Annotated in this window: 24 protein-coding genes; 14 read left to right on the top strand and 10 right to left on the bottom strand. The window is 72.5% G+C overall.

What is annotated here, in order from left to right; all coding sequences use genetic code 11:
- Nucleotides 1–22 precede the first annotated feature (22 nt).
- Entirely contained in the window at nucleotides 23–262 is a 240-nt protein-coding gene (locus AC4IJH_RS04145; RefSeq protein ID WP_490850104.1) for a hypothetical protein, read from the top strand.
- Here the strand turns inward: AC4IJH_RS04145 and AC4IJH_RS04140 are convergent.
- Nucleotides 259–1,317 carry a hypothetical protein gene (locus tag AC4IJH_RS04140; protein WP_490850103.1) on the bottom strand — a complete coding sequence of 353 codons (1,059 nt, stop codon included), beginning with the start codon at nucleotides 1,315–1,317 and terminating at the stop codon, nucleotides 259–261. The genes AC4IJH_RS04145 and AC4IJH_RS04140 overlap by 4 nt on opposite strands.
- Before the next feature lie 122 nt (nucleotides 1,318–1,439).
- Between AC4IJH_RS04140 and AC4IJH_RS04135 the strand changes: the two genes are divergently transcribed.
- Nucleotides 1,440–2,132, top strand: a complete 693-nt coding sequence (locus AC4IJH_RS04135; protein ID WP_490850102.1) for a GDSL-type esterase/lipase family protein — start codon at nucleotides 1,440–1,442, stop codon at nucleotides 2,130–2,132.
- A 61-nt stretch (nucleotides 2,133–2,193) separates the two neighbouring features.
- A complete protein-coding gene (locus tag AC4IJH_RS04130; RefSeq protein ID WP_490850101.1) occupies nucleotides 2,194–3,192 on the top strand; it encodes an aldo/keto reductase in 999 nt (332 codons plus the stop codon).
- A gap of 43 nt (nucleotides 3,193–3,235) precedes the next feature.
- On the opposite strand, the gene AC4IJH_RS04125 is transcribed toward AC4IJH_RS04130, so the two are convergent.
- From AC4IJH_RS04125 to AC4IJH_RS04110, 4 genes are all read right to left on the bottom strand, one after another.
- Nucleotides 3,236–3,388 (bottom strand): hypothetical protein, encoded by a 153-nt coding sequence (locus tag AC4IJH_RS04125; protein WP_490850100.1) that lies wholly within the window; start codon nucleotides 3,386–3,388, stop codon nucleotides 3,236–3,238.
- 25 nt (nucleotides 3,389–3,413) lie between these two features.
- Nucleotides 3,414–4,010, bottom strand: a complete 597-nt coding sequence (thpR, locus tag AC4IJH_RS04120) for an RNA 2',3'-cyclic phosphodiesterase (RefSeq protein ID WP_490850099.1) — start codon at nucleotides 4,008–4,010, stop codon at nucleotides 3,414–3,416.
- A gap of 237 nt (nucleotides 4,011–4,247) precedes the next feature.
- Nucleotides 4,248–5,612, bottom strand: a complete 1,365-nt coding sequence (locus AC4IJH_RS04115; RefSeq protein ID WP_490850098.1) for an MFS transporter — start codon at nucleotides 5,610–5,612, stop codon at nucleotides 4,248–4,250.
- Nucleotides 5,613–5,639: 27 nt separating this feature from the next.
- On the bottom strand, nucleotides 5,640–6,077 hold the full coding sequence (locus AC4IJH_RS04110) for a MarR family winged helix-turn-helix transcriptional regulator (protein WP_490850097.1): 438 nt from the start codon (nucleotides 6,075–6,077) through the stop codon (nucleotides 5,640–5,642).
- Nucleotides 6,078–6,208: 131 nt separating this feature from the next.
- On the opposite strand from AC4IJH_RS04110, the gene AC4IJH_RS04105 reads away from it, so the two are divergent.
- Nucleotides 6,209–6,412 carry a ribbon-helix-helix protein, CopG family gene (locus AC4IJH_RS04105; protein ID WP_490850096.1) on the top strand — a complete coding sequence of 68 codons (204 nt, stop codon included), beginning with the start codon at nucleotides 6,209–6,211 and terminating at the stop codon, nucleotides 6,410–6,412.
- 9 nt (nucleotides 6,413–6,421) lie between these two features.
- Here the strand turns inward: AC4IJH_RS04105 and AC4IJH_RS04100 are convergent, their stop codons facing one another.
- Nucleotides 6,422–7,891: an NCS2 family permease gene (locus tag AC4IJH_RS04100; protein ID WP_490850095.1), complete on the bottom strand. Its 1,470-nt coding sequence runs from the start codon at nucleotides 7,889–7,891 to the stop codon at nucleotides 6,422–6,424.
- A 232-nt stretch (nucleotides 7,892–8,123) separates the two neighbouring features.
- On the opposite strand from AC4IJH_RS04100, the gene AC4IJH_RS04095 reads away from it, so the two are divergent.
- From AC4IJH_RS04095 to AC4IJH_RS04080, 4 genes are all read left to right on the top strand, one after another.
- A complete protein-coding gene (locus AC4IJH_RS04095) occupies nucleotides 8,124–8,399 on the top strand; it encodes a DUF2530 domain-containing protein (protein WP_490850094.1) in 276 nt (91 codons plus the stop codon).
- A 160-nt stretch (nucleotides 8,400–8,559) separates the two neighbouring features.
- Complete coding sequence (locus tag AC4IJH_RS04090; protein ID WP_490850093.1) at nucleotides 8,560–10,986, top strand: cation-translocating P-type ATPase; 2,427 nt, start codon at nucleotides 8,560–8,562, stop codon at nucleotides 10,984–10,986.
- A 70-nt stretch (nucleotides 10,987–11,056) separates the two neighbouring features.
- Nucleotides 11,057–11,233, top strand: a complete 177-nt coding sequence (locus AC4IJH_RS04085) for a hypothetical protein (protein WP_490850092.1) — start codon at nucleotides 11,057–11,059, stop codon at nucleotides 11,231–11,233.
- Between the two features lie 183 nt (nucleotides 11,234–11,416).
- Nucleotides 11,417–12,112, top strand: a complete 696-nt coding sequence (locus AC4IJH_RS04080; RefSeq protein ID WP_490850091.1) for a DUF4232 domain-containing protein — start codon at nucleotides 11,417–11,419, stop codon at nucleotides 12,110–12,112.
- Between the two features lie 14 nt (nucleotides 12,113–12,126).
- Here the strand turns inward: AC4IJH_RS04080 and AC4IJH_RS04075 are convergent, their stop codons facing one another.
- Both AC4IJH_RS04075 and AC4IJH_RS04070 read right to left on the bottom strand, forming a co-directional pair.
- Nucleotides 12,127–15,336 (bottom strand): sacsin N-terminal ATP-binding-like domain-containing protein, encoded by a 3,210-nt coding sequence (locus AC4IJH_RS04075; RefSeq protein ID WP_490850090.1) that lies wholly within the window; start codon nucleotides 15,334–15,336, stop codon nucleotides 12,127–12,129.
- Between the two features lie 368 nt (nucleotides 15,337–15,704).
- Nucleotides 15,705–16,610, bottom strand: a complete 906-nt coding sequence (locus tag AC4IJH_RS04070) for a DUF3027 domain-containing protein (protein ID WP_490850089.1) — start codon at nucleotides 16,608–16,610, stop codon at nucleotides 15,705–15,707.
- A 395-nt stretch (nucleotides 16,611–17,005) separates the two neighbouring features.
- Here AC4IJH_RS04070 and AC4IJH_RS04065 point away from each other — a divergent pair, with 395 nt between their 5' ends.
- Genes AC4IJH_RS04065 through AC4IJH_RS04050 form a run of 4 tightly spaced genes read left to right on the top strand, consistent with a single transcriptional unit; the run spans nucleotide 17,006 to nucleotide 20,643 of the window.
- Nucleotides 17,006–18,415 (top strand): MFS transporter, encoded by a 1,410-nt coding sequence (locus tag AC4IJH_RS04065; RefSeq protein WP_490850088.1) that lies wholly within the window; start codon nucleotides 17,006–17,008, stop codon nucleotides 18,413–18,415.
- Nucleotides 18,416–18,441: 26 nt separating this feature from the next.
- Nucleotides 18,442–18,957 carry a hypothetical protein gene (locus AC4IJH_RS04060; RefSeq protein ID WP_490850087.1) on the top strand — a complete coding sequence of 172 codons (516 nt, stop codon included), beginning with the start codon at nucleotides 18,442–18,444 and terminating at the stop codon, nucleotides 18,955–18,957.
- Nucleotides 18,958–19,003: 46 nt separating this feature from the next.
- On the top strand, nucleotides 19,004–19,753 hold the full coding sequence (locus AC4IJH_RS04055; protein ID WP_490850086.1) for a futalosine hydrolase: 750 nt from the start codon (nucleotides 19,004–19,006) through the stop codon (nucleotides 19,751–19,753).
- A complete protein-coding gene (locus AC4IJH_RS04050; protein ID WP_490850085.1) occupies nucleotides 19,750–20,643 on the top strand; it encodes a 1,4-dihydroxy-6-naphtoate synthase in 894 nt (297 codons plus the stop codon). Before AC4IJH_RS04055 ends, AC4IJH_RS04050 begins: the two co-directional genes overlap by 4 nt.
- A 30-nt stretch (nucleotides 20,644–20,673) precedes the next feature.
- On the opposite strand, the gene AC4IJH_RS04045 is transcribed toward AC4IJH_RS04050, so the two are convergent.
- A complete protein-coding gene (locus tag AC4IJH_RS04045; RefSeq protein ID WP_490850084.1) occupies nucleotides 20,674–21,057 on the bottom strand; it encodes a cold-shock protein in 384 nt (127 codons plus the stop codon).
- A gap of 203 nt (nucleotides 21,058–21,260) precedes the next feature.
- Here AC4IJH_RS04045 and AC4IJH_RS04040 point away from each other — a divergent pair, with 203 nt between their 5' ends.
- Nucleotides 21,261–21,497, top strand: coding sequence for a hypothetical protein (locus AC4IJH_RS04040; protein ID WP_490850083.1), 237 nt, complete (start codon nucleotides 21,261–21,263; stop codon nucleotides 21,495–21,497).
- Nucleotides 21,498–21,543: 46 nt separating this feature from the next.
- On the opposite strand, the gene AC4IJH_RS04035 is transcribed toward AC4IJH_RS04040, so the two are convergent.
- Complete coding sequence (locus AC4IJH_RS04035) at nucleotides 21,544–22,167, bottom strand: HAD family hydrolase (protein ID WP_490850082.1); 624 nt, start codon at nucleotides 22,165–22,167, stop codon at nucleotides 21,544–21,546.
- Nucleotides 22,168–22,319: 152 nt separating this feature from the next.
- Here AC4IJH_RS04035 and AC4IJH_RS04030 point away from each other — a divergent pair, with 152 nt between their 5' ends.
- Nucleotides 22,320–23,348: a FecCD family ABC transporter permease gene (locus tag AC4IJH_RS04030; RefSeq protein ID WP_490850206.1), complete on the top strand. Its 1,029-nt coding sequence runs from the start codon at nucleotides 22,320–22,322 to the stop codon at nucleotides 23,346–23,348.
- The last annotated feature ends 116 nt before the right edge of the window (nucleotides 23,349–23,464 follow it).

Below are 23,464 nucleotides of genomic sequence, written 5' to 3'. Positions count from 1 at the left end.
CGGCTGTGCGTCCATGGAAGGCATGACGACGCCAACGCACCCCGCCCTGGCCGTCTTCACCTCACAGAAGACGGTGCTGCTCACCACCTACAAGCGGGACGGCACCCCGGTCGGCACCCCCGTCAACATCGCGGTCGACGGCGACCACGCCCACATCCGGACCCACGGCCTGTTCGTCCCCCTGGCCCACCGCCTCAAGCGCGACCGCACCCTGCACTACGAGGTACGGCCCCTGGAGGACGAGCCGCCGAAGGCGCCCTAGCGCCGGCGCAGCAGCCGGCGCAGGCCCACCACTACCAGCGTGGCCACGCCGAACGTCACCGCGCCCAGCAGGAACGTGCGGTTCTGGTCGGGCTTGTCGCCGCCCGGACTCCCCTGCCCCTCCTGGCCCTTGGTGTCCGGCGAGCCGGACGGCGGCGCCTGCTCGGCCCCCTCCGGCAGCCGGTCCCCGCTCAGCGGCACCGGCTCCACCTCGCTCCCGGCGCCCTCGGACCCGTACATCAGCGTCCGCCCGTCGGGGGCGAAGGTGACCGACTCGCCCTGGCGCTGGATCGGCACGCTCACCCCGCCCAGCTCCTTGGGCGCGCCGTCCTGCCAGCGGTACATCCGGGCCCCGAAGTAGCTGCGCAGCACGAGCCGGGAGCCGTCCGGCGAGAAGGCGCCGTCGGTCACCCACAGGTCGACGTCGGAGATCTTGCGGAAGGTGTTGGTGCCGCCCGAGCTGAGCTGCCGCGGCCCCTCGTAGAGCGCGCCGCCGCCCTGCTTCTTGCTGGCGATGTAGACCCGGCCGGTCTTGGGGTGGACCATCATCGCCTCGGCGTCGCGCGGCCCGTCGGCGTACGTGACCGTGAACTGCGTGGCGGTGACGGTCGTGTCGCGCAGCTGCTTCGGCTCGGGGAAGCGGTAGATCCACACGTGGTCCCACCGGCCGCCGAAGTTGTCCCCGATGTCGCCGACGTAGACGTTGCCGTCCGGGCCGACCGAGACCGCCTCCACATCGCGCGGGGCGCCGATGCCGCGCAGGGGGACGGTGGCGAGCGTCCGTCCGGTGCGGCCGTCCACGGCGTACAGATAGGGGCCGTCGTCGCTGTCGTTGTGCGTCCAGTAGACGCCGGGGTGCGCGCGGCTGGCGGCCAGACCGCTGGACTCGGTGATCCGGGGGTCCTCGATGGTGAAGCCCACGGGTGCGGACGCGTCATCGTCCGCCGCCCGTACGGCAGGTGCGCCTGCGCCAGCTGCGGCAGCGGCCGATACCGGTGTCGTCGTACCGAGCAGCAAGATCCCCGCGGCACTGGCCGCGCACAACAGCGAACGCATGCCCCCAGCCTGCCACCTCACCGGGCACCGGAACCGCCGTCTTCGCGGCGGGCCCGCGCCGTACGGCCCCGCGTGTCCAGCGTCACGTACCGGCGCCGCGGGCGGTCCGCCATCATGGCTTGATGAGGATCATGTTCGTCGGTGACTCCATGACCATTGGCGCCGCCGGCGACTACACCTGGCGTTACCGCATGTGGCAGCACCTGAACCGCACCTTCGGCGGCCCGTACCGCATCGTCGGCCCCCGCTGCGAGCTGTACGACGCCGGCGCCGACGCCGCCGTCTCGCACGCCTACGGCGACCCCGGCTTCCCCGAGCGCGCCCGCCGCCACCTCGCCGGCTGGGGCGAGGGCTGGTGCCACATGGCCCCGCTGATCGGGGAGGCGGTACGCGCCCACAAGGCCGACACCCTGCTGGTCTCCCTCGGCCTGATCGACCTCGGCTTCTACACCGGCCCCGAGCAGACCGAGGCCAACGTCCGCCGCTTCGTGGCCGCCGCGCGCGAGGCCCGCCCGCACATCCGCGCGGTGGTCCTGCCCGTCATACCCAATGTCCGTGCCCTCAACGACGCCCCCTTCGCCGCCCAGTGCGAGCGCTTCAACGAACTCCTCGCCAAGGCCGTGGCCGACCTCTCCACCCCCACCTCCCCCCTCCTGCTGGCCTCCCGCCCCGCGGACTACGTCCTGGACCGCGACACCTACGACGGCACCCACCCCTCCCCCACCGGCGAACACCGCATAGCCCGCGCCTTCGCCGACGCCCTGCACCAGGCCTGGGACATCGGCGCCCCGTACGAGCCCCACGCGCCGCACTGACCCCAACTCGCCGCCCCCGCCCCTTGATTCGAGTCCACTCGAAGGCGTTGGCTGATCGACCATGGAGTACACGCAGCTCGGACGCACCGGACTCAAAGTCAGCCGACTCGTCCTCGGCACCATGAACTTCGGCCCCCAGACCGACGAGCCCGGCAGTCACGCCATCATGGACGCCGCCCTGGACGCGGGCGTCAACTTCTTCGACACCGCCAACGTCTACGGCTGGGGCGCCGACAAGGGCCGCACCGAGGAGATCATCGGCTCCTGGTTCGCCAAGGACGGCGGCCGCCGCGACAAGGTCGTCCTGGCCACGAAGGTCTACGGCAACATGTCCACCGCCGAGGGCCCGGCCTGGCCCAACGCCGACAAGCTCTCCGCCCTCAACATCCGCCGGGCCGTCGACGCCAGCCTGCAGCGGCTGGGCACCGACCACATCGACCTCTACCAGTTCCACCACGTGGACCGGGACACCCCGTGGGACGAGATCTGGCAGGCCATCGACGTCCTGGTCCAGCAGGGCAAGATCCTGTACGCGGGCTCCTCCAACCACGCCGGCTGGAACATCGCCGAGGCCAACGAGACGGCGGCCCGCCGCGGCTCGCTCGGCCTGGTCAGCGAGCAGTGCCTCTACAACCTCGCCGAGCGCCGCGCCGAGATGGAGGTCATCCCGGCCGCCCGGCGCTACGGCCTGGGCGTCATCCCCTGGTCCCCGCTGCACGGCGGCCTGCTGGGCGGCGCCCTGCGCAAGGAGCGCGAGGGCGGCTCGGCCCGTACGGCAAGCGGTCGTTCGGCCGACGCGCTCGCCTCCTCCGCGATCCGCGGCCGGATCCAGGCGTACGAGGACCTGCTGGACCAGCACGGTCTGGAGCCGGGCGAGGTGGCGCTGGCCTGGCTGCTCACCCGCCCCGGCGTGACCGGTCCCATCGTCGGGCCGCGCACCAGCGAACAGCTCGCCTCCGCGCTGCGCGCCGTGACGCTCACGCTGCCGGAGGAACTGCTCACCGCCCTCGACGAGATCTTCCCCGGCCCCGGCCCCTCCCCGGAGGCCTTCGCCTGGTAGCCGGGCGCACGCCGTTCCCGGTGGCCGCCCGGCGCGCCGAGCGTCAGCGCAGGGCGGCCGCCACGATCACGACGATGAGCAGCACGGCGAGCAGACCGGACATGATCCGGTTACGGGTCTTGGGATCCACCCTCCGAGCGTAACCGCCCCGGAGGTGCGCCCCTGCGGCCGGGCCCTGCGCCCCCCGGCTCCCCACGCCCGGTCCATGCCCGGCACACCCGTCATCCGCCCAGCGGCCACGCCGCCACCGTCTCGTACCGGGGCTGCTCGCGGGGCACCCCGGCCACCGGCAGACGGCTGCGTACGAGCGCCAGCTCACCCACCGTCCACCGGCGGCCCTCGAACCCCGCCAGCGCGTCCACGAACGGCGCGAGTCCCAAGGTGGGCGCCTGCGCACTGGCGCCCGTACGGCCGCGGGTCCGGCTGCGCGCGAGGGTCAGGTGCGGAACGTAGCCGCGGTGCTCCTCCATCGCCACCCCGGCCCGCCGCGCCCCGGCCGCCGCCCCGTCCGCCAGCCGCCGCATCGCCACCAGATCCCCCTCGGCCCCGGCCCACAGCGCCCGGTCCCCGAAGTGTCCGCCCCCCTTGAGCCGCAGAGGAAAGGGCTCCCGCCGCCGGGCCGCCCGCCCCAACCGCTCGTGCAGCTTTGGCAGCACCTCCTCCCCCACTTCCCCGTAGAAGGCCACCGTGAAGTGCCACCCGGCCTGCCCCGTCCACCGCAGCCCCTCGGCCTCCGGCAGCCGCTTCAACTCGGCTACTTCCGCGGCCAGTTCCTCCACAGCCGCCTCCGGCGGCAACACAGCGGCAAAGATTCTCATGGGGCCAGTTTCCGGCCTACGGACGGACGCGCCCCAATAAAGGGGCGCGGGGCTGCGTCGATATGCGGCTCCGCCGCGTGGGCGCGACCGGCCACGACGTGCCCGCAGACGCACGACGGCCCTCCCCGCGGAGCGCCCGGGCGGCCGAAGGCCCGCCGGACAGCGGCGCCGCGCACAGCGCGGCACCCGCCCGACGGGCCTCGTCAGCAAATCGGCACGGCACCGGCCTCCGGCCGGCTACGCAGCCGCGGCCAGGCTCTCCTTCTCCGCCGGCTGACGCGGGACGAACGCCAGATGCTGCCGCCCCCGCCGCAGGTCGATCTTCAGGCGAAGACCGCCCACCCGGGCCAGCGCCAGGCCGACACCGAGCGCCGCCAGCGCGGAGATCAGGCCGCCGGCCAGGAAGCCGACCCGGGGGCCGTACGCGTCCGTGGCCCAGCCGACCAGCGGCGCGCCCAGCGGCGTACCGCCCATGAACACCATCATGAACAGGCTCATCACCCGCCCCCGCATCGCGGGATCGGTGGCCATCTGCACGCTGGAGTTCGCGGTGACGTTGACCGTCAGCCCCAGCATGCCGATCGGCACCAGCAGCGCCACGAAGAGCCAGAGCGAGGGCGCCAGCGCGGCCGCCATCTCCAGCACGCCGAACATCAGCGCCGCGCCGACCAGCAGCCGCAGCCGCGAGGTCCCGCGCCGGGCCGCGAGCAGCGCCCCGGCCAGCGACCCGGCCGCCATCAGCGTGTTGAACAGGCCGTACGTCCCCGCGTCGGCGTGGAAGACCTTGTCGACGAAGGCGGTCAGCCAGATGGGGAAGTTGAAGCCGAAGGTCCCGATGAAGCCGACCAGCACGATCGGCCAGATCAGCTCGGGCCGCCCGGCCACGTACCGCAGCCCTTCCCTCAACTGCCCCTTGCCGCGCGGCACCCGGTCGACCTTGTGCAGTTCGGCCGTACGCATCATCAGCAGTCCGGCGACCGGCGCGATGAAGGACAGGCCGTTGAGCAGGAACGCCCAGCCGCTGCCCACCGCGGTGATCAGGACACCGGCGACGGCCGGGCCGACGAGCCGGGCGGACTGGAAGTTGGCGGAGTTCAGGCTGACGGCGTTGCGCAGGTCCTCGGGGCCGACCATCTCCACGACGAAGGCCTGCCGGGCGGGGTTGTCGACGACGGTGACCAGTCCGAGCAGGGTGGCCATCAGGTAGACGTGCCAGACCTGGACGTGGCCGGTCAGGGTCAAGGCGGCGAGGGCGAGCCCGGTCAGCCCCATCGCGGTCTGGGTCATCAGCAGCAGCGTGCGCTTGGGGAAGCGGTCGGCGATCACGCCGCCGTACAGCCCGAAGAGCAGCATGGGGAGAAACTGCAGCGCGGTGGTGATTCCGACGGCGGCCGAGGAACCGGTGAGGCTGAGCACCAGCCAGTCCTGGGCGATGCGCTGCATCCAGGTGCCGGTGTTGGAGACCATCTGTCCGCCGGCGAACAGACGGTAGTTGCGGACCCGCAGGGAGCTGAAGGTGCCGCCCTTTTTGGCGGGCCCGGTGCGGTTGTCGTCGTAGGGGTTGTGTGCGGGGGCGGAGTCTGCTCCGGATCCCGTACTCAAAGTGGGTTCGCCTCCTCGGCTCTCGTCTTACAGGTGCGCGAGCTTCTCCAGCACGGGCGCGGCGGCGCGTAGCGCCGCCCACTCGTCCTCGTCCAGGCCGGCCGCGAGTTCGGCCAGCCATGCGTTGCGCTTGCGGCGGCTCTCCTCGAGCATCGCCTCGGCCTGTTCGGTCTGGGTGACGACCTTCTGACGGCGGTCGTCGGGGTGCGGCTCCAGCCGGACCAGCCCCTTGGCCTCCAGCATCGCCACGATGCGGGTCATCGACGGCGGCTGGACGTGCTCCTTGCGGGCCAGCTCGCCGGGGGTGGCGCTGCCGCACCGGGCGAGAGTACCGAGCACCGACATCTCGGTGGGGCTCAGCGACTCGTCGACCCGTTGGTGCTTGAGTCGGCGGGACAGGCGCATTACGGCGGACCGCAGCGCGTTCACGGCGGCAGCGTCGTCGCCGAGGGACAGTTCCGGCATGTTCGTTAGCATAACTCATTACCCTCTCTAAAGAAAGCGGGAGGGTGGAGGCACCACGCACATCACCCGTATGAGTGAGGACGTGCCGGAAAGTGACGCACCTGACGCAGACCTACCGGGACTGTGTGCCTATGGGATCGAGAGTGCTCAGCCTGCGCGTGGACGGGGAGCTGCTGGAGCGCATTCGGCAGCACGCCGCGAAACGCGGAATGAGCGTCCAGGACTATGTGGTCCGAACGCTCATCCGCGATGACTTCGACGAACGTTTCAAGACGTCGGTCGACAAGGTGGAGAAGTTCTACGCCGCCCCGGCGCTGCCGGAAGAGGCGAAGTGAGACCGGGGCCTACTTCACCCCCAGCGCCTGCTCGATCGGGTTGAGCAGGAAGTAGACCAGGAAGCACAGCCCGACGACGTTCAGCAGCCACGGGATCTCCTTGAAGCGGCCCGTGACCGACCGCAGCAGGATGAAGGCCAGCACGCCCAGGCCGATGCCGTTGGTGATGCTGTACGTGAACGGCATCGAGATCATCGTCAGGAACGCCGGCACGGCGACGGTGAAGTCGCCCCAGTCGATGTCCCGGATGTTCGAAGCCATGATCAGGAAGCCGACGACGACCAGCGCCGGGGTGGCGGCCTGGGACGGCACGACGGTCGCCAGCGGCGTGAAGACCAGCGCGAGCAGGAACAGACCGCCGGTAACGATGTTCGCCAGGCCCGTACGCGCCCCCTCGCCGACGCCTGCCGTGGACTCCACGAAGCAGGTGTTGGCGGAGGCCGAGCCGACGCCGCCGGCCGCGACCGCGATGCCGTCCACCATCAGGATCTTGCCCATGCCGGGCAGCTGGCCGTTCTTGTCGGTCAGCCCGGCCTCCTCGCCGACGCCGATGATGGTGCCCATCGCGTCGAAGAAGCCGGAGAGCAGCACGGTGAAGACGAAGAGGCAGCCGGTGAGCACGCCGACTTCCCTGAAGCCGCCGAAGAGGCTGATCTCGCCGATGAGACCGAAGTCCGGCGCGCCGACCACGCTGTCCGGCACCTTGGGCACGGCCAGGCCCCAGCTCGCGTCCGGGATCGTCGCCACCGTGTTGATGACGATCGCGACCAGGGCCATCACGACCATGCCGATCAGGATCGCGCCCTTGGTCCTGCGTACGGTCAGCACGAACATCAGCGCCAGGCCCAGCACGAAGACCAGCACCGGCCAGCCCTGGAGCTGACCGCCCTGGCCGAGCGCGAGCGGCACGGTGGTGTGCGCGGCATCGGGGTTACGGGTCACAAAGCCCGCGTCCACCAGGCCGACCAGCGAGATGAACATGCCGATGCCGATCGCGATGGCGCGCCGCAGCCCGCCGGGGATCGCGTCCATGACGCGCTGCCGCAGACCGGAGGCGACCAGGATCATCAGCACCAGACCGGCGAGCACGACCATGCCCATCGCGTCCGGCCAGCTCATCTTGGGGGCGAGCTGGAGGGAGACCACGGCGTTGATGCCCAGGCCCGCGGCGATCGCGATCGGGACGTTGCCGATCACGCCCATCAGGATCGTGGACAGGCCCGCCATCAGGGCGGTGGCCGTGACCAGCTGGGCGTTGTCCAGCTGGTGCCCGAACTTGTCCTGGCCTGCGCCGAGGATGATCGGGTTCAGTACGACGATGTAGGCCATCGCGAAGAACGTCGCCAGGCCGCCGCGCAGCTCGCGGGAGACCGTCGACCCCCGCTCGGAAATCTTGAAGAACCGGTCGAGACCGTTCTTCGGCGGCTGCGGACCTGAGCTGGGGGCAGCGTCGACCGGCGTGGTGGCCGAGGGGGACATTCGGGACCTCAGTCGCGTACGGGCCTGCGGGAGGCACAGGGGCCTAAGACCCCGGAACATGAACAACCGGATCAGCTTGGAGGATTCAACGAACCAATCCAGTCAGATCCGGACAGGTTCAGTATGAATAAACAAGCCGGTGATCGCTATCTCCGCGCGTAGACCCCTGTGGCCACTGGCCCCCGCCTCCCTGATACAGGACCGGGTACGGGCGCCCCGTAAGCTGACCCCCATGTGGAAGAAGTCCGAACTGCGCGAGGCCCCGCCGCCGCTGGAGGGTCCCGTCGTCGGCACGATCACCGGCGGCACCATCATCTGGTTCGTGCTCTTCCTCGCCCAGCTGCCGTTCTACGGCTGGTTCGCCGACAACGGCCACACCTGGTGGGTGTGGACCTGCCTGGCCGGCGGCGCCCTGGGCCTGCTCGGCGTCTGGTACGTACGCAAGCGCGACGCGGCCATCAAGCGGCACGCGGCCGAGGCCGCGGCGGGCGGCGCGGACGCGGCCTGATACGCCCGCACGACATCCCGACATGTCCGTACACATGGCGGGACGGGGGCGGACGCAACCAGGGTGCCGGGGGTTGCCACCTGACGTTGTAATAACCCCCACCACCTCTCTGTGCGTATTCAGCGGGTAAATCGGGCAGTCCGCCCGTACCGTCGAATGCATGACGCAGCGGGCGAAGACCGAAGTCGAGGGACCCGAGCCGGGCGGCCCAGCCGCCGGTGGCAGCGGCGTGGCCGCTCCCCCACCGGCCCATACGGGGCTGAGTACCGCCGAGGTCGCCGAGCGGGTGGCCAGGGGCGAGGTCAACGACGTCCCCGTACGGTCCTCGCGCTCGACCGCCGAGATCGTCCGCTCCAACGTCTTCACCCGCTTCAACGCCATCATCGGCGTGCTCTTCGTCATCGCCCTGGTCGTCGCCCCGATCCAGGACTCCCTCTTCGGCTTCGTGATCATCGCGAACACCGGCATCGGCATCATCCAGGAGCTGCGCGCCAAGAAGACCCTGGACAACCTCGCCGTCATCGGCGAGGCCAAGCCGACGGTCCGCCGCGACGGCGTGGCCGCCCAGGTCCCCACCTCCGAGGTCGTCCTCGGCGACCTGATCGAGCTGGGCCCCGGCGACAAGGTCATCGTCGACGGCGAGGTCATGGAGGCCGACGGCCTGGAGATCGACGAGTCGCTGCTGACCGGCGAGGCCGACCCGGTCCTGAAGAAGCCCGGCGACAAGGTCATGTCCGGCAGCTTCGTGGTCGCCGGCGGCGGCGCCTTCACCGCCACCAAGGTCGGGCGCGAGGCGTACGCCGCCCAGCTCGCCGAGGAGGCCTCCCGCTTCACGCTCGTCCACTCCGAGCTGCGCAGCGGCATCAGCCAGATCCTGAAGTACGTGACCTGGATGATGATCCCGACCTCGGTCGCGCTGATCATCCTGCACCTGTTCACCCTCAAGCTGCCGGGCAAGGAGTCGGTGGCGAAGATGATCGCGGGCATCGTCCCGATGATCCCCGAGGGCCTGGTCCTGCTGACCTCCGTCGCCTTCGCCATCGGCGTCATCCGCCTGGGCCGCAAGCAGTGCCTCGTCCAGGAACTCCCCGCCATCGAGGGCCTGGCCCGGGTCGACGTGGTGTGCCTGGACAAGACCGGCACGCTCACCGAGGGCGGCATGGACGTCTCGGAGCTGCGCCCGCTCAACGGCAGCGACGAGGCGTACGTCAAGCAGGTGCTGGGCGCGCTCGGCGAGTCCGACCCCCGCCCCAACGCCTCGCTCCAGGCCATCATCGACGCCTACCCGGACAGCCAGGAGTGGCGCTGCACGGAGTCGCTGCCCTTCTCCTCCGCCCGCAAGTACAGCGGCGCCTGCCTCAACTCCCCCGACGGCGAGTCCGCCGCCTGGCTGCTGGGCGCCCCCGACGTCCTGCTGCCGCCCGGCGACGCCACCCTCGCCGAGATCGACGACCTCAACTCCCAGGGCCTGCGCGTACTCCTGCTCGCCCGCTCCGACAAGGAGCTGGACGACCCCGCGGTCGCCCAGGGCGTACGGCCCACCGCCCTGGTCGTCCTCGAACAGCGGCTGCGGCCCGACGCCTCGGACACCCTGCGCTACTTCGAGGAGCAGAACGTCCAGGCCAAGGTCATCTCCGGTGACAACGCCGTCTCGGTCGGCGCGGTGGCCGGAAAGCTCGGCCTGCCCGGCGCGGACGCCCCGGTCGACGCCCGCCAACTGCCCACCGACCAGTCCGAGATGGCCGATGTGCTGGAGAAGGGCGCCGTCTTCGGCCGCGTCACGCCCCAGCAGAAGCGCGACATGGTCGCAGCCCTCCAGTCCCGCGGCCACAACGTCGCGATGACCGGCGACGGCGTGAACGACGTCCTGGCCCTCAAGGACGCCGACATCGGCGTCTCCATGGGCTCCGGCTCCGAGGCCACCCGCGCCGTCGCCCAGATCGTCCTGCTCAACAACAGCTTCGCGACCCTCCCCTCGGTCGTCGCCGAGGGCCGCCGCGTCATCGGCAACATCACCCGCGTCGCGACCCTCTTCCTGACCAAGACGGTCTACTCCGTCCTGCTGGCCATCCTGGTCGCCATCTGGCAGATCCCGATCCCCTTCCTGCCCCGCCACCTCACGCTGCTGTCCACCCTGACCATCGGCGTCCCCGCGTTCTTCCTGGCCCTGGCCCCCAACAAGGAGCGCGCCCAGCCCAACTTCGTCAAACGCGTGATGCGGTACGCCCTGCCGTCGGGCGTCATCGCGGGCGCCGCCACCTTCACCACCTACCTCCTGGCCCGCAGCCACTACAGCGGCCCCGGCCATCTTGAGGCGGAGACCAGCGCCACGACCCTGACGCTCTTCCTCGTCGCCATGTGGGTCCTGGCGATCATCGCCCGCCCCTACACCTGGTGGCGCATCGGCCTGGTCGCCGTCATGGGCCTCGGCTTCGTCATCGTCCTGGTCACCCCCTGGCTCCAGGACTTCTTCCAGCTGAAGCTGGTCGGTACGACCATGCCCTGGACCGCCGTGGGCATCGCCGTCGCCGCCTCCGCCCTGCTGGAAATCACCTGGCGCGTCCTCGGCCGCAAACAGCCCTCCTGATACGGCCGGAACCGGCCACAGACCCCGACGGCGCTGGTGCCCCGCCCCACCCGCCCCTAGAGTCCCGCGCATGTCTTACACAACGGGGATCGCCGTCGAGGTTCTGGCGAACGCACATCACCGCTACGGCCATCAGGGCACATCCAGCGGCGGCGGGGGCAGCACGCAGTGGTGGGAGTGGCTGATCATCAGCGCCGCCGTGATCACGCTCATCTGCCTCGTCGTCAAGAAGTACATCAACTCCTGACACAGGTGCCGCGGCAGCACACCTGCCGCGGCGCCCTCCCCGGCCCCGGACGTCAGCCGCCCGTTAGCGACGAGGCAGCCGGACGTTAGCGGCGGCCTGAACACTCATGGATGTCAGCAGGTCAGGCGCGGCTCGCCGGAACAGAGGGCGAGTGCCCGCGCCATTTCCCCAGGGGGACATCCCATGCGTACGCTCCGCAGCCGCTCCACCGCTCTCGCCGCCGCGTCCACCGCCGTGCTCGCCCTGGCTCTCACCGCGTGCGGCGGCGACGGGTCCGGCACGAAGGCCACGGGCCAGGCCCCCGCCGCCGAACAGTCCGCGCAGAACGACTCCGCGCACCAGAGCGGCGGCGAGAAGGCCACCGGTACGCACAAGGCCACCGGCGGCGGTACGGGCGACAACACCGGCGCCCCGCACGGCGGCGGCGCCGCGAAGGCCTCCGCCGGGGCAGGGGCCGCGGGCGCGCCCGCCTGCACCACCAAGGACGTCCGTATCAGCGCCGCCCACCAGGACGGGCCGCCCTACACCCACATCGTGCTGACGGCGAAGAACACCGCCTCCCGCAGCTGCAAGCTGACCGGCTTCCCGCACATCCAGTTCCTGGAGAGCCACAAGCAGGACGTGCCGGCCGTCGCCAAGAGCAAGCCCGCCGCCCCCGTCGTCCTCACCCCCGGCGCCCCCGCGTACGCCCTGGTGAAGCTCTCCGACGGCGGGCGCACCGAGAACACCGAGCCCGTCACCGCCTTCTCCGTCACCCTCCAGGGCGGCGGCATGACCGCGGTGCGGGCCCCGGGCGGCAGCGGCATCGCCGTCGACCCGGCGAAGTGGGCGACCGGCTACTGGACCCCCGAACTGCGCAACGGCGCCGACGACTTCTGAGCCGTCGGGAGCGCTCAGTCGAACCAGCGGGCCCTGGCCAGCTCTTCCACCCGGTCCGGGTCCTCCAGCAGGGCCGCCACCTCGAAGCGGCGGGGCCACTGTCCGGCCGCCCAGGCCAGGCCCGCCGCGACGCCCTCCAGGGTGGCGGCGTGCAGCGTGCCGTCGGGCGTGAAGCGCCAGTCCAGCTCGGTGTCCTCGCCCTCCAGGAACAGCTCCTCGTGCTCGATGTAGGAGCCGGGGGTGGCGGGGCCGAGGAGGGCGCGCACGGGGTCCGGGACCTCGTGGCGGGTGCCCTCGGTGCGTACGGCAGCGGTGAACAGCTCGCTCAGACGGCGCACCTGGAAGAGCTCGGCGAGGTCGGCGGCCCGGGACGGGCGCACCGGCAGCAGCGGCAGACCGGCCGCCAGCGGCATCAGGTCCGGCGCGTCGGCGACCACCGCGTCCGCCGCGTCGGCCACCCCCACCTCGCCGTCCGTCACGACCCGCAGCTCCTCGGGCAGGGTCACCTGCTCGGGCTCCAGGTCGGCCAGCAGCCCGTAGAGCGCGTGCAGTTGGGCCGTGCCGACGGGCAGGTCCTCGTCCGCCAGGCGGGAGAGCAGTTCGGCCGCGCCGCCCGGCTCCTCCAGCAGCGCCGCCGCCGAGGTGCGCACGCCCAGCGCGCGCAGCACCTGGGCGTCCACCTCCCCCGCGTCGGCGGCCTCGTACAGCCCGGCCAGCAGCTCGTCGCCGCCCGCGGCCCGCAGCCCGGCCGGGCGCCGCCCGTCCAGGACCGGGTGCCCGCGCAGCCACCACGCGGTGTAGGGCCGTACCAGCTCGTGCCGGCCGTCCGGGAGCAGCACCCGCACCGGGGCGGTGAGCGCGTCCCGCAGCGGCGGCCGCGAGAGCATCGCGAGCACCTGCGGCCAGGCGTCGTCGTCCACCAGGTCCAGATCGCGTACGGCGACCAGCTCGGTGGCCACCGGCGGCACGGGGGTGTCCGGCAGCCCGTCGAGGACGTCCTCGCACCACACGTCCACCGCGTCCAGCAGCCCGGCGTCGTCCGGTTCGGCGAAGTCGCCGTCCCTGGGCTCCAGTTCGTCCGGGTCCAGGACCACGTCCTGGGCGCGTACGAGCGCGAAGTCGGCCAGCACGCCGACAGCGGTCAGCGGCTGCTCGCCCCAACGTTCCGCCAACTCCGCGTCACAGGCCGCGAGTTCACCCTCACGGATGACCTGCTCGAAGGCGCTGCCCGGCAGCACCAGCTCGCCCGCGGGCGCGAGCTCCCCGTCCTCGTCGGGCAGTGCGAGCGCGCCCAGCCACGGCTCGTCGCCGGGCGCGAGCCCCGCGTCGCGCACCAGCCCGAGCACGGTCTCGGCGAGCGTCTCGGCGTCCAGCGGCCCCTGAAGGCCGTCCCCGAGCAGGTCGAAGTCGTCCTCGGAGTCCAGCGAGTGCGCGACGGCCGAGCGCACCTGCGGCGTGGTGAGCACCGCACGCGGCGAGGCGGGAGTGGCCCCCAGCTTCTCCAGCAGCGGGTGCACCGCGCCGGGGTGCGCGACCTTCAGCCCGAGGCGGGCGAGCGTACGGTGCCGCTCCGCGGCGTCGGCGCCCTCCTGCGTCAGCGGCAGCAGCACCTGCCGCGGCCCGATCGCCGTACGGGTATCGGCCAGCGGCACCGGCAGCCCGCTCAGCCGGTCCGGATCGGTCCCGCCCAGCGAGTCGTACAGCCGCCACCACCACTGCGGCGCGCGCTCGACACCCGCGAGCCGGTCGATGATCTCGCCCAGCGGCACCCGGGCGACGCCCAGCGCACGCAGTTCGGGCCGCCGCTCCAGCCCCGCGGGCAGCAGGCTGGGGAACAGCTCGGCCAGCACGGCGACCGTCCCGGCCCCCGCCCCCTCCGCCAGCTCGGCGTCCACGGGCCGCAGCGCATAGCGCTCCTCGCCCTTGCCGCCCGGCTCCGGCGCGTCCTCCCACTCCTCAGCGGCAGCATCGACACCACCCGCCACACCAGCAGCCGCGCTCGGCAGGAAGCGCACCCGCGGCAGCCGCTCCAGCACCATCCGCCGCAGCTCGCCGTCCAGTGCGCCCTTGCCCAGCGGCCCCGGCACCAGATCCAGCGTGCCGGTGGACACCGGCTGCCAGGAGCGCAGCAGCTCCGTGTACGCCTCGGCCGCGCGCTCGGTGAGGAAGTCGGCCAGCGGACCGGCCGCGACATGGCGCCGGGTGGGCTCCAGCGGGAAGGAGGCGATCAGCAGCGCGGGCAGCCCCAGCGGTTCGTCGGTGGGCGTGGGCGCGTGCACCACGGCGTTGGTCCCGGGCCGCGCGGGCGCGCCCTCGTCGTCCACCGGCACCGCCCAGGTCACCGACCACACCGGCCGCAGCCGCTCCTCCACCGGACGGTCGGCGAGCAGCGCCGCGTCCAGCGGCCCGCCCTGGCTGACCACCCGCCAGCGGACGGGCCCGCGCGCACTGTCCTCGACCACGGTGTACGGCCCGTCCTGGCGCCGCCTCAACTCCCGTACGCCGTCCGGGGTTTCCACCACGATCTCGGCGAGCCCGGGCAGCGTCAGCAGCAGCGCGTCGTCGATGCCCGCCAGCAGCCGGGACGCCAGGTCCTGCGCCGCGCCGTCGCGCAGCGGCAGCACCACGGCGGTGTCGTACCCCTCGGGCGCGCTGCCCTCCGCGGGCAGCGGCAGCCGCAGCAGCGGCACATGCCCGTCCCGGCGGCGCAGCTCACTGCCCAGGCCGGGGCTGTGCCGGGCGATCTCCCGCGCCATCTCCTGGGCTTCCGCCAGGGACCAGCGCACACCTCCCGTACGGCCGATGAGCGCGGGCTCGTCACTGACGGCCAGCACGGCGGCGAAGCCGACACCGAAGCGGCCGACCGCACCGGTGGCCTCGGCCTCCCGCTTGGCGGACGCGCGCAGGGTGGACAGCGACTCCATGCCGCTGGCGTCCAGCGGCGCACCGGTGTTGGAGGCGACGAGTACGGCGGGCGCGTCCGCCTTCGCGGGGTGCAGCGTGAGCCGCAGCCGTCCGGGAATCCCGGCGCGGGCCGCCGCGTCCGAGGCGTTCTGCGCCAGCTCCACCGCGAGCCGGTCGCGGTAGCCGCCCAGCGCGAGGTCCTCCTCGGCGTTGGCGTCCTCGCGGAACCGGGCCGGCGAGGCCGCCCAGGCATCCAGCACACCGCGCCTGAGCCGCGCGGTCCCGAACGGATCCGCCCCTTCGGAAGCCCCCCGAGCCATCCCCGCTCCGCTCACGTCCGCGTCTCCCTCACCTCGTCGAATCCGCAGCGTACCGGTGCCCTGCGCACGCGCCGTAAACCCCACCCCACCGGGAACGGACCCACCACAACGGAAAGTGGCGGGCACCCCCGGCCACCCCCACCGGCCGGGCGAAACCCCACGACCACGGGAGGTGGCGGTGGCTTTGGGGTGGGGTACTGGGCGTAAAGCGAAGCAGCCCAGTACCCCACCCCGGAGCCGCCGCCACCGTCACCGGAGCACCGGGGCTCAGCCCGAAAACACCCTCGATCCCGCCGCAGGCGGGCACAGCACGAACGGCGCCGTACCCGGCAGACCCGGAGCAAAACAACGCAGGCGCAGCGCAGCGCCTAGCTGTGGCCGAGCTCCTCCGCCGGCTCCGTGTCCGACACCGAGCCACCCGACCGGTCCGGCCGCAACGGCATCGGCTCCACCACGGTCTCGTCCAAAACCGGCGGCGCCGGCCGCGGCGGCTTCGGCATCACGGCCGCCTCGGAGTGCCCACCGCACCCGTACCCCAAAGAGACCACCCGCCCGTCCGCGGGCCCGAACTCGTTCGCGCACACCCCGAACGCCTGCCGCAGCGACCCCGCCAGCGGCACCAGGAAGCCGCAGCTCATGCACGACGCGGGCGCCGCCTGCGCCATCGGTGTCTTGGGCCCGTACGCCTCTTCCCACCGGTCCGCCGCGGCGTGCAGCCCGTACCGGGACAGCACCCGGGCGCGCCGCATGCCCAGTTCCTCGGCGAGGTCCGCGATGCTGCCGCGGGCGGGTGCCCCCGGCTGCGCGGCGGGCGAGCCGGGCGCGAGGTCGGCGTCCTCGGCCGCCGCGCGGTCCTCCATCTCCGGGGAGAGCACGGAGTTCGGCGGCGGAGCGTCCTCACCGGAGAAGCCCGGCTCCAGCCGCAGGTCCTCGGCCTCGGTGGGCAGCAGGTCCCCGGGCCCCATGTCGCCGGGCCGCAGCCGCTCGCTCCACGGCACCCACTCGGGCGCCATCAGCGCGTCCGGGCCGGGCAGCAGCACCGTCTCGTCCAGCGTGACGACCTTGGCGCGGGAGGCGCGGGCGACCGTCACCGCCCAGCGCCAGCCGCGGTAGCCCGGCTCCTTGCACTCGAAGAGATGCGTGACGACGCGGTCCCCGTCGGCCACGGCGTCGGCGTGCTCGCCGACCATGCCGGGGAGCGCGACCTCCTCGGCCGCGGCGCGGGCAAGGTCTACCGCCTCGGCGCACAGGCGGTCCGGGGTACGGCTTCGCATCGCAGCACTCACAAGAATCGATTCTCTCTTCCACGCCGTCTCACGAGTGCGCCAGCCGGAGCTGTCCTGTCCTGTCCGGACGACCGGCGTGCCGGGGCGGGCGGAGCGGACCAGGGGACCGCGTCGACGTCCGCGCCCGATCGATCGGTCCCGGTCGAGCGCACCTATTACGAACCATTCTGCGGGATCGCGGTAAGGCGCGCGGCCAAGGACGACCGCCGGTGGCGCGCTACACACGCTACCCCTTCAAACGTGGACGACCCCCCGGTGGGAGCGGCAAATGTCACCGGCAGCCGCCACCGCCCCAGGCGACCCGGCCGCACGGCGCGCCGTGTCTCCCACGGGAACCAGCGGAAACTGCCCTCACATGGGCGAGTTGGGGCAGTATGGCCAACGTGGCTGCCGCGAGGTCGTCGAGCAGGGTGTCCGGCTGGGCACCGGGCAAGCGCCGGGGCAACCGGGCCGCAGACGCGGGCCGGGCCGTGGGGCATGCCCTGAGACGGCCCTTCACGGCCACCGGGCGTGGCATACGGCGCGCCACGCACGCGCACGGCGCGGGCGAGTCGGGCCTGGGCAAGCTGATCGAGCTGCACGCGGTGAATTCCGCCGGTGACATGTTGATCACGATCGCGCTCGCCTCGACCGTCTTCTTCTCCGTACCGACCGATCAGGCGCGCGGCAGGGTGGCCCTCTACCTCGCCGTGACGATGGCCCCCTTCGCGATCCTCGCCCCGGTCATCGGCCCGCTGCTGGACCGCATCCCGCACGGCCGCAGGGCTGCCATGGCCGGCGCGATGCTGGCCCGCGCGCTGCTGGCGCTGACGATGGCGGGCGCGGTGGCCGGCGGCGGTCTGGAGCTGTATCCGGCGGCGCTGGGCGTCCTGGTGTCCTCCAAGGCGTACGGGGTGGTGAGATCCGCCGTCGTGCCCCGGCTGCTGCCGCCGCGCATCGCCCTGGTGAAGGCCAATTCGCGGGTCACCCTGGCGGGGCTGCTGGCCACCGGGGCCGCGGCGCCGCTGGGCGGCGCGCTGCATCTGATCGGGCCGAGCTGGCCGCTGTACGGCGCCTTCGCGGTGTTCACCGCGGGGACCGTGCTGTCCTTCACGCTGCCCCACAAGGTCGACTCGGCCAAGGGCGAGCGGCCGGCCCGGCTCGCCTCGGCCGAGGAGACCCAGGGCACGGTCCTGTCCAAGCGGCGGCCCGGGCTGCGTACGGTCGGCCCTTCGGTGCTGCACGGCCTGCAGGCCAACAGCGCGCTGCGGATGCTCTCCGGTTTCCTCATCTTCTTTTTGGCCTTCCTGCTGCGCGAGCACCCGCTGGGCGGGCTGACCCCGACCGAGTCGCTGGGGCTGGCCGGGGTGGCGGCCGGTGCGGGCAACGCGCTGGGCACGGCCGTCGGCGCCTGGCTGCGGGCCCGCGGCCCGGAGGCGATCATCGTGGTGATGCTGGGGCTGGCGCTGGGCGCGACGGTGACGGCCGCGGTGTTCTACGAGGTGGTGGCGGTGGTGGTGGTGACGGCCGCGGCGGCCACGGCGGGCCTGTGCCAGGCGCTGGCCAAGCTGTCACTGGACGCGGTGATCCAGCGCGATGTGCCCGAGGAGGTGCGTACCTCCGCCTTCGCGCGCTCGGAGACGGTGCTGCAGCTGTCCTGGGTCCTGGGCGGTGCGATCGGGATCGTGCTGCCGCTCAATGGGGTGGTCGGGATGTCGGTGGCCGCCGCGATGGTGACGGCCGGCGCGGCGGCGACCGTACGGGGCCTGCTGGGCGCGGCCCGCCGCGGCACGCCGCACCCCCGCGTGGCCTGAGCCGGGCCGCCCGATAGCCTGCCCGCATGACCGCTGCGTTGTTTTCCCGGGGCAAGAGCCGCCGTGCCGCTGCCGCTTTCGGTGCCGTGACCCTGGGCATGCTTGCCCTCTCCGCCTGCGAGAAGCCGACTCCGCTGGCCACAGTGACCGTTGGCAAGGACACCGTGACCGCCGAAGCCTCCTGCTACGAGGACGGCAAGGTGCTCGGCAACCTCGGCAGCGAGGACAAGAAGGCGCGCGAGAAGTTCCAGGAGTGCCTGTCCACCGAGCCCAAGAAGACGATCACCGTGCACCCCGGTGACAAGGTCCGGCTCGGCGTGGAGCCCGACATGGCCGAGCAGGGGTGGATCGCGCTGTCCAACAACGCCGCGATCACCAACCTCAGCAAGCAGACCTACGCCTCGGTGCCCAACGCCGACCAGCTCTTCTACAACCAGCAGACCCGCAGCCTGGCCGACTCCACCGTCGTCTCGATCGTGACGTCCAAGAACGGCGAGTACACCGGCGTGTGGAACATCAAGCTCAAGCGCGCGGAATCCTGAGGCCGCCGGTTTCCCCGAGCGCACCGAGGCCGTGGGAGCGCCCCTGATGCACATCCTGGTCGTCACCGCCGTACCGGCCGAGCGCGACGCGGTGACCGCGTGCGCGCCCGGCCCGCCCGAGGAGAGCGCCCTGCCGGGCGGCTACGCGGTGCACCGGATCGCACCGAAGGCGTCCGGCGGTCTGCTCCTGGACGTGCTCGCCGCCGGGGTCGGCCCGGCGGCAGCCGCGGCCGGCACCGCGACCGCGCTGACCGCCGCCGCCTGCCGCGGGCTGCACTACGACCTGGTCGTCTCGGCCGGTATCGGCGGCGGCTTCCGGCGCCCCGACGGCGCGGGAGCTCCCGTCGGCTCGGCCCCCGTCGGCTCGGCCGTCGTCGCCGAGGAGATCGTCGCCGCCGACCTGGGCGCGCAGACCGACGAGGGCTTCGTCCCGGTCACCGCGCTGGGCTTCGGCCGGGACTCCCACCGGCCGCCGCAGGCGCTCGTACGGGCCGTGGCCGAGGCCACCGGTGCGGCGCCCGGCGCCGTGCTGACCGGGTCGACGGTGACCGGCAGCGCCGAGCGGGCCAGTGAACTGATGGACCGTCACCCGCGGGCGCTGGCCGAGGCGATGGAGGGCTTCGGGGTCGCCGAGGCCGCCGCCGCCCACGGGGTCGCGGTGCTCGAACTCCGTACGATCTCCAACCCCGTCGGCCCGCGCGACCGCGCCGCCTGGCGCATCGGCGAGGCGCTCGGCGCACTGACCGCCGCCTTCGGCCGGCTGCCGCGGGCCCTGAACTCCTGGAGGACGCCGTGACCGACGCAGCAGAGCAGACCGTGAACGCCACGGCGCCCGCGGACCCCGCGCTCAAGATCGCCTATTCGCCCTGCCCGAACGACACCTTCGTCTTCCACGCCTGGGCGCACGGCAAGGTGCCCGGCGCCCCCGCGCTGGACGTGACCTTCGCGGACATCGACATCACCAACGGCATGGCCGAGCGCGGCGAGTTCGACGTGCTGAAGGTGTCCTACGCGGTGCTGCCCTGGGTGCTTCAGGAGTACGCGCTGCTGCCCTGCGGCGGGGCGCTGGGGCGCGGCTGCGGCCCGCTGGTGCTGACCCGGGAGCCGGGCGAGGCGGCGGACCTGGCGGGGAAGACCGTCGCGGTGCCCAGCGAGCGCTCGACGGCGTATCTGCTCTTCCGGCTGTGGGCGGCCGACGAGGTGCCCGGCGGCGTCGGCGAGGTGAAGGTCCTGCCCTTCGACGAGATCATGCCCGCCGTGCGCGACGGCCGGGTGGACGCCGGGCTGGTCATCCACGAGGCCCGCTTCACGTACCAGAACTACGGCCTGCACAAGCTCGCCGACATGGGCGAGCACTGGGAGGCCACGACCGGCCTGCCGATCCCGCTCGGCGCGATCATCGCCAAGCGGTCGCTGGGCGAGCGGCGGCTGCGCGCGCTGGCCGACGCGGCCCGCGAGTCGGTACGGATGGCCTGGGACGACACCGAGGCCTCGCGCGCCTATGTGCTGGAGCACGCGCAGGAGATGGACCCGGCCGTCGCCGACCAGCACATCGGGCTGTACGTGAACGAGTTCACCGCCGACCTGGGCGAGGACGGCTACGCCGCGGTGCGCGGGCTGCTCACCCGTGCGGCGGCCGAGGGGCTCGTGCCGCCCCTCGGCCGGGATGCGCTGAACTTCGTATAGGTGGTGTAGTCGCGGTCTTCGACGCAATGACTAGACGTCCAGCTGGTCGGCGACCGCGCGCAGCATGCCGGCGATCTTCGAACCGTGTGCCTTGTCGGGGTAGCGGCCGCGCTCCAGCTGCTGGGTGACGTTCTCCAGGAGCGTGGTGAGGTCCTGGACGATCGAGGCCAGCTCGTCCGGCTTGCGGCGCTGGGCGGCGGCCACCGACGGCGCCGGGTCCAGGACCGTCACGGAAAGCGCCTGGTCACCGCGCTGGCCCGCCACCACGCCGAATTCGACGCGCTGGCCGGGCTTGAGGGCGTCCACTCCGTCGGGCAGCACCGACGAGTGTACGAAGACGTCGCCGCCGTCGTCGCGGGAGAGAAAGCCGAAGCCCTTCTCACTGTTGAACCACTTGACCTTGCCGGTAGGCACGTCTGTCCTCGTCCTCGTACTCGTCGGAAGTTTCTGGTCACTGCTCGCCCCGGAACCTCGGTGGATTCCGCGGAAAACAGCTCTGGATAGCAGTGCAGCGGGCCACAGGACCCGCCACCACCAAGGCTAATGCTCCGGTGCCTGGTGACAAGACGTCGCCGGGTGGTTCCTACGCGCTTCTGGCCCGCACTTACCCTGGTCCCGTGTCTGACGAAACTCCCCAGGCCGGGGATCTGCTGGTCCGAATCGGCGCGATCGTTTTCCTAATTGGCGCGGTGGCCACCCTCGCCACTGTGGTACCGCTGTTCATCGGCGCCGATCCGCTGCCGTCCGTCTTCTATTTGGTCAGCATGCTGATGGGAGTGGGTTTCCTGATCGCGGGAGCCGGAGTGGTGCGCTCGGTGACCGCCCAGCGGCGTCGCTCGCGGTCCGCCGCCTGATCGGTCGCGGCCTGCTTTTGACCATTCGCGCCCGGCCGCCCGGCGGTCAGGACCGCTCGGCGGCGTAGCTTTCCAGCCAGGCGGGGAAGTCCCCGAGGCCGCCCAGCACGACGTCGGCGCCCGCCGCGCGCAGCTCGTCCGCCTCGCACGGCCCGGTGGGCACGGCCACGGACAGGGCGCCCGCGGTGTGCGCGCCGCGCACGTCGCCGGTGTGGTCGCCGACGTAGATCCGCGCGCCGTATTCGCGCAGCGCCTCGGCCTTGGCCTCCGCCCACAGGTCGCCGATGACCGCGTCCTCGCCGATGCCCAGGTGCGCCAGGTGCAGCTTGGCGCTGGGCTCGTACTTGGCGGTGACCACGATGGCGCGGCCGCCCAGGCGCTGGACGGCGGCGACGGCCTCGCGGGCGCCGGGCATGGCGAGCGAAGGGGCGATGGCGTGCGCGGGGTACAGCTCGCGGTACAGGGCCGCCGCCTGGGCCACCCGCTCCTCGGGGAACCACTGGCGGATCTCCTGCTCCAGCGGCGGTCCCAGCCGGGTGACGGCCAGGTCGGCATCGACGAAGGTGCCGGTCTCGGCGGACAGCGCCTGATAGGCGGCCTTGATGCCGGGCCGGGAGTCGATCAGCGTCATGTCGAGGTCGAAGCCGACCGTCAGGGGGTGCGAGGCCATGGTGCCCATTGTGCCCAGAGGGGCCGGCGCGGTTTCGGGCGCCCGGGACCGCCGACCGACCGGCCAGTACACTAAGCCTCGCCTTACCTGAAACTGTACGTATCCCGTACGCCGCGAACCTGTGTACGCCGCACGACCGCGAAATGGATCCGATGTCAGTCGCCACGGCCAGCAGCCCCAGAGCCTCTCTGGTGAAACGGCGCATCTGCTGGACAGCGGTGGCGGTGCTCGCCCTGCTGCTCGCGGTGCTCTTCTCCCTCGCCGTCGGCAGCCGCCAGTTCGCGCCCTCCGAGGTGATCGACGCGGTGCTGTACGGCGGTGACAGCGACGCCGCCCAGGTGGTGCGCTTCCTGCGGCTGCCGCGCACGCTGATCGGGCTGATGGTCGGGGTCGCGCTGGCGATGGCCGGGACCGTACTGCAAGGCATCACCCGCAATCCGATCGCCGATCCGGGCATCCTCGGCATCAGCCAGGGCGCCTCGGTCGGCATCGTGCTAGCCATCAGCTTCCTCGGGGTGCACACCCTCACCGGCTACGTCTGGTTCGCCTTCGCCGGCGCCGCGATCGCCTCCGTGGTCGTGTACGCGATCGCGGCCGGCGGGCGGGGCGGTGCCACGCCCGTCAAACTCGCGCTCTCCGGAGCCGCGATCAACGCCCTGCTCGTCTCGGTGACGATGGCGGTGCTCACCACCAAGGCCTCGGCGCTGGACGAGTTCCGGTTCTGGCAGGTCGGCTCGCTCTCCGGCCGGGACAGCGAAGTGGCCGCCCAGATCTGGCCGTTCCTGCTGGTGGGCGCCGTGCTCGTACTGGCGGTCGCGCGCGGCCTGGACGCCCTGGCGCTCGGCGAGGACGTCGCCAAGGGGCTGGGCCAGAACGTCGCGGCCGTACGCATCGTCGGCGGCCTGGGCGCCACGATCCTCACCGGCGCGGGCGTCGCCGCGGCCGGCCCCATCGCCTTCGTCGGCCTGGCCGTCCCGCACATCGCCCGCGCGATCGTCGGCAGCGACCACCGCTGGCTGCTGCCCATGGCCGCCCTGGTGGGCCCCGTCATGGTCCTCGTCTCCGACACCCTCGGCCGCATCGTCTTCCCGCCCTCCGAGGTCCCCGCCGGCGTCATGACCGCCCTCATCGGCGTCCCCTTCCTGGTCACCCTGGTCCGCCGCAAGGCGGTCCCCGCATGACCCCGGCCGTCGGGCCCCGACCGGCCATCCCCTCCCGCCACGACGCCACCCGGCCCGGCCGACCGACACCGACGCCCGCCGGCTCGGCACCGCCGGAAAGCGCCGTCGTACGTCCC

It is taken from the genome of Streptomyces sp. UF-297 (assembly GCF_058245575.1).
This window is presented reverse-complemented; position numbering and strand designations above follow the sequence as displayed.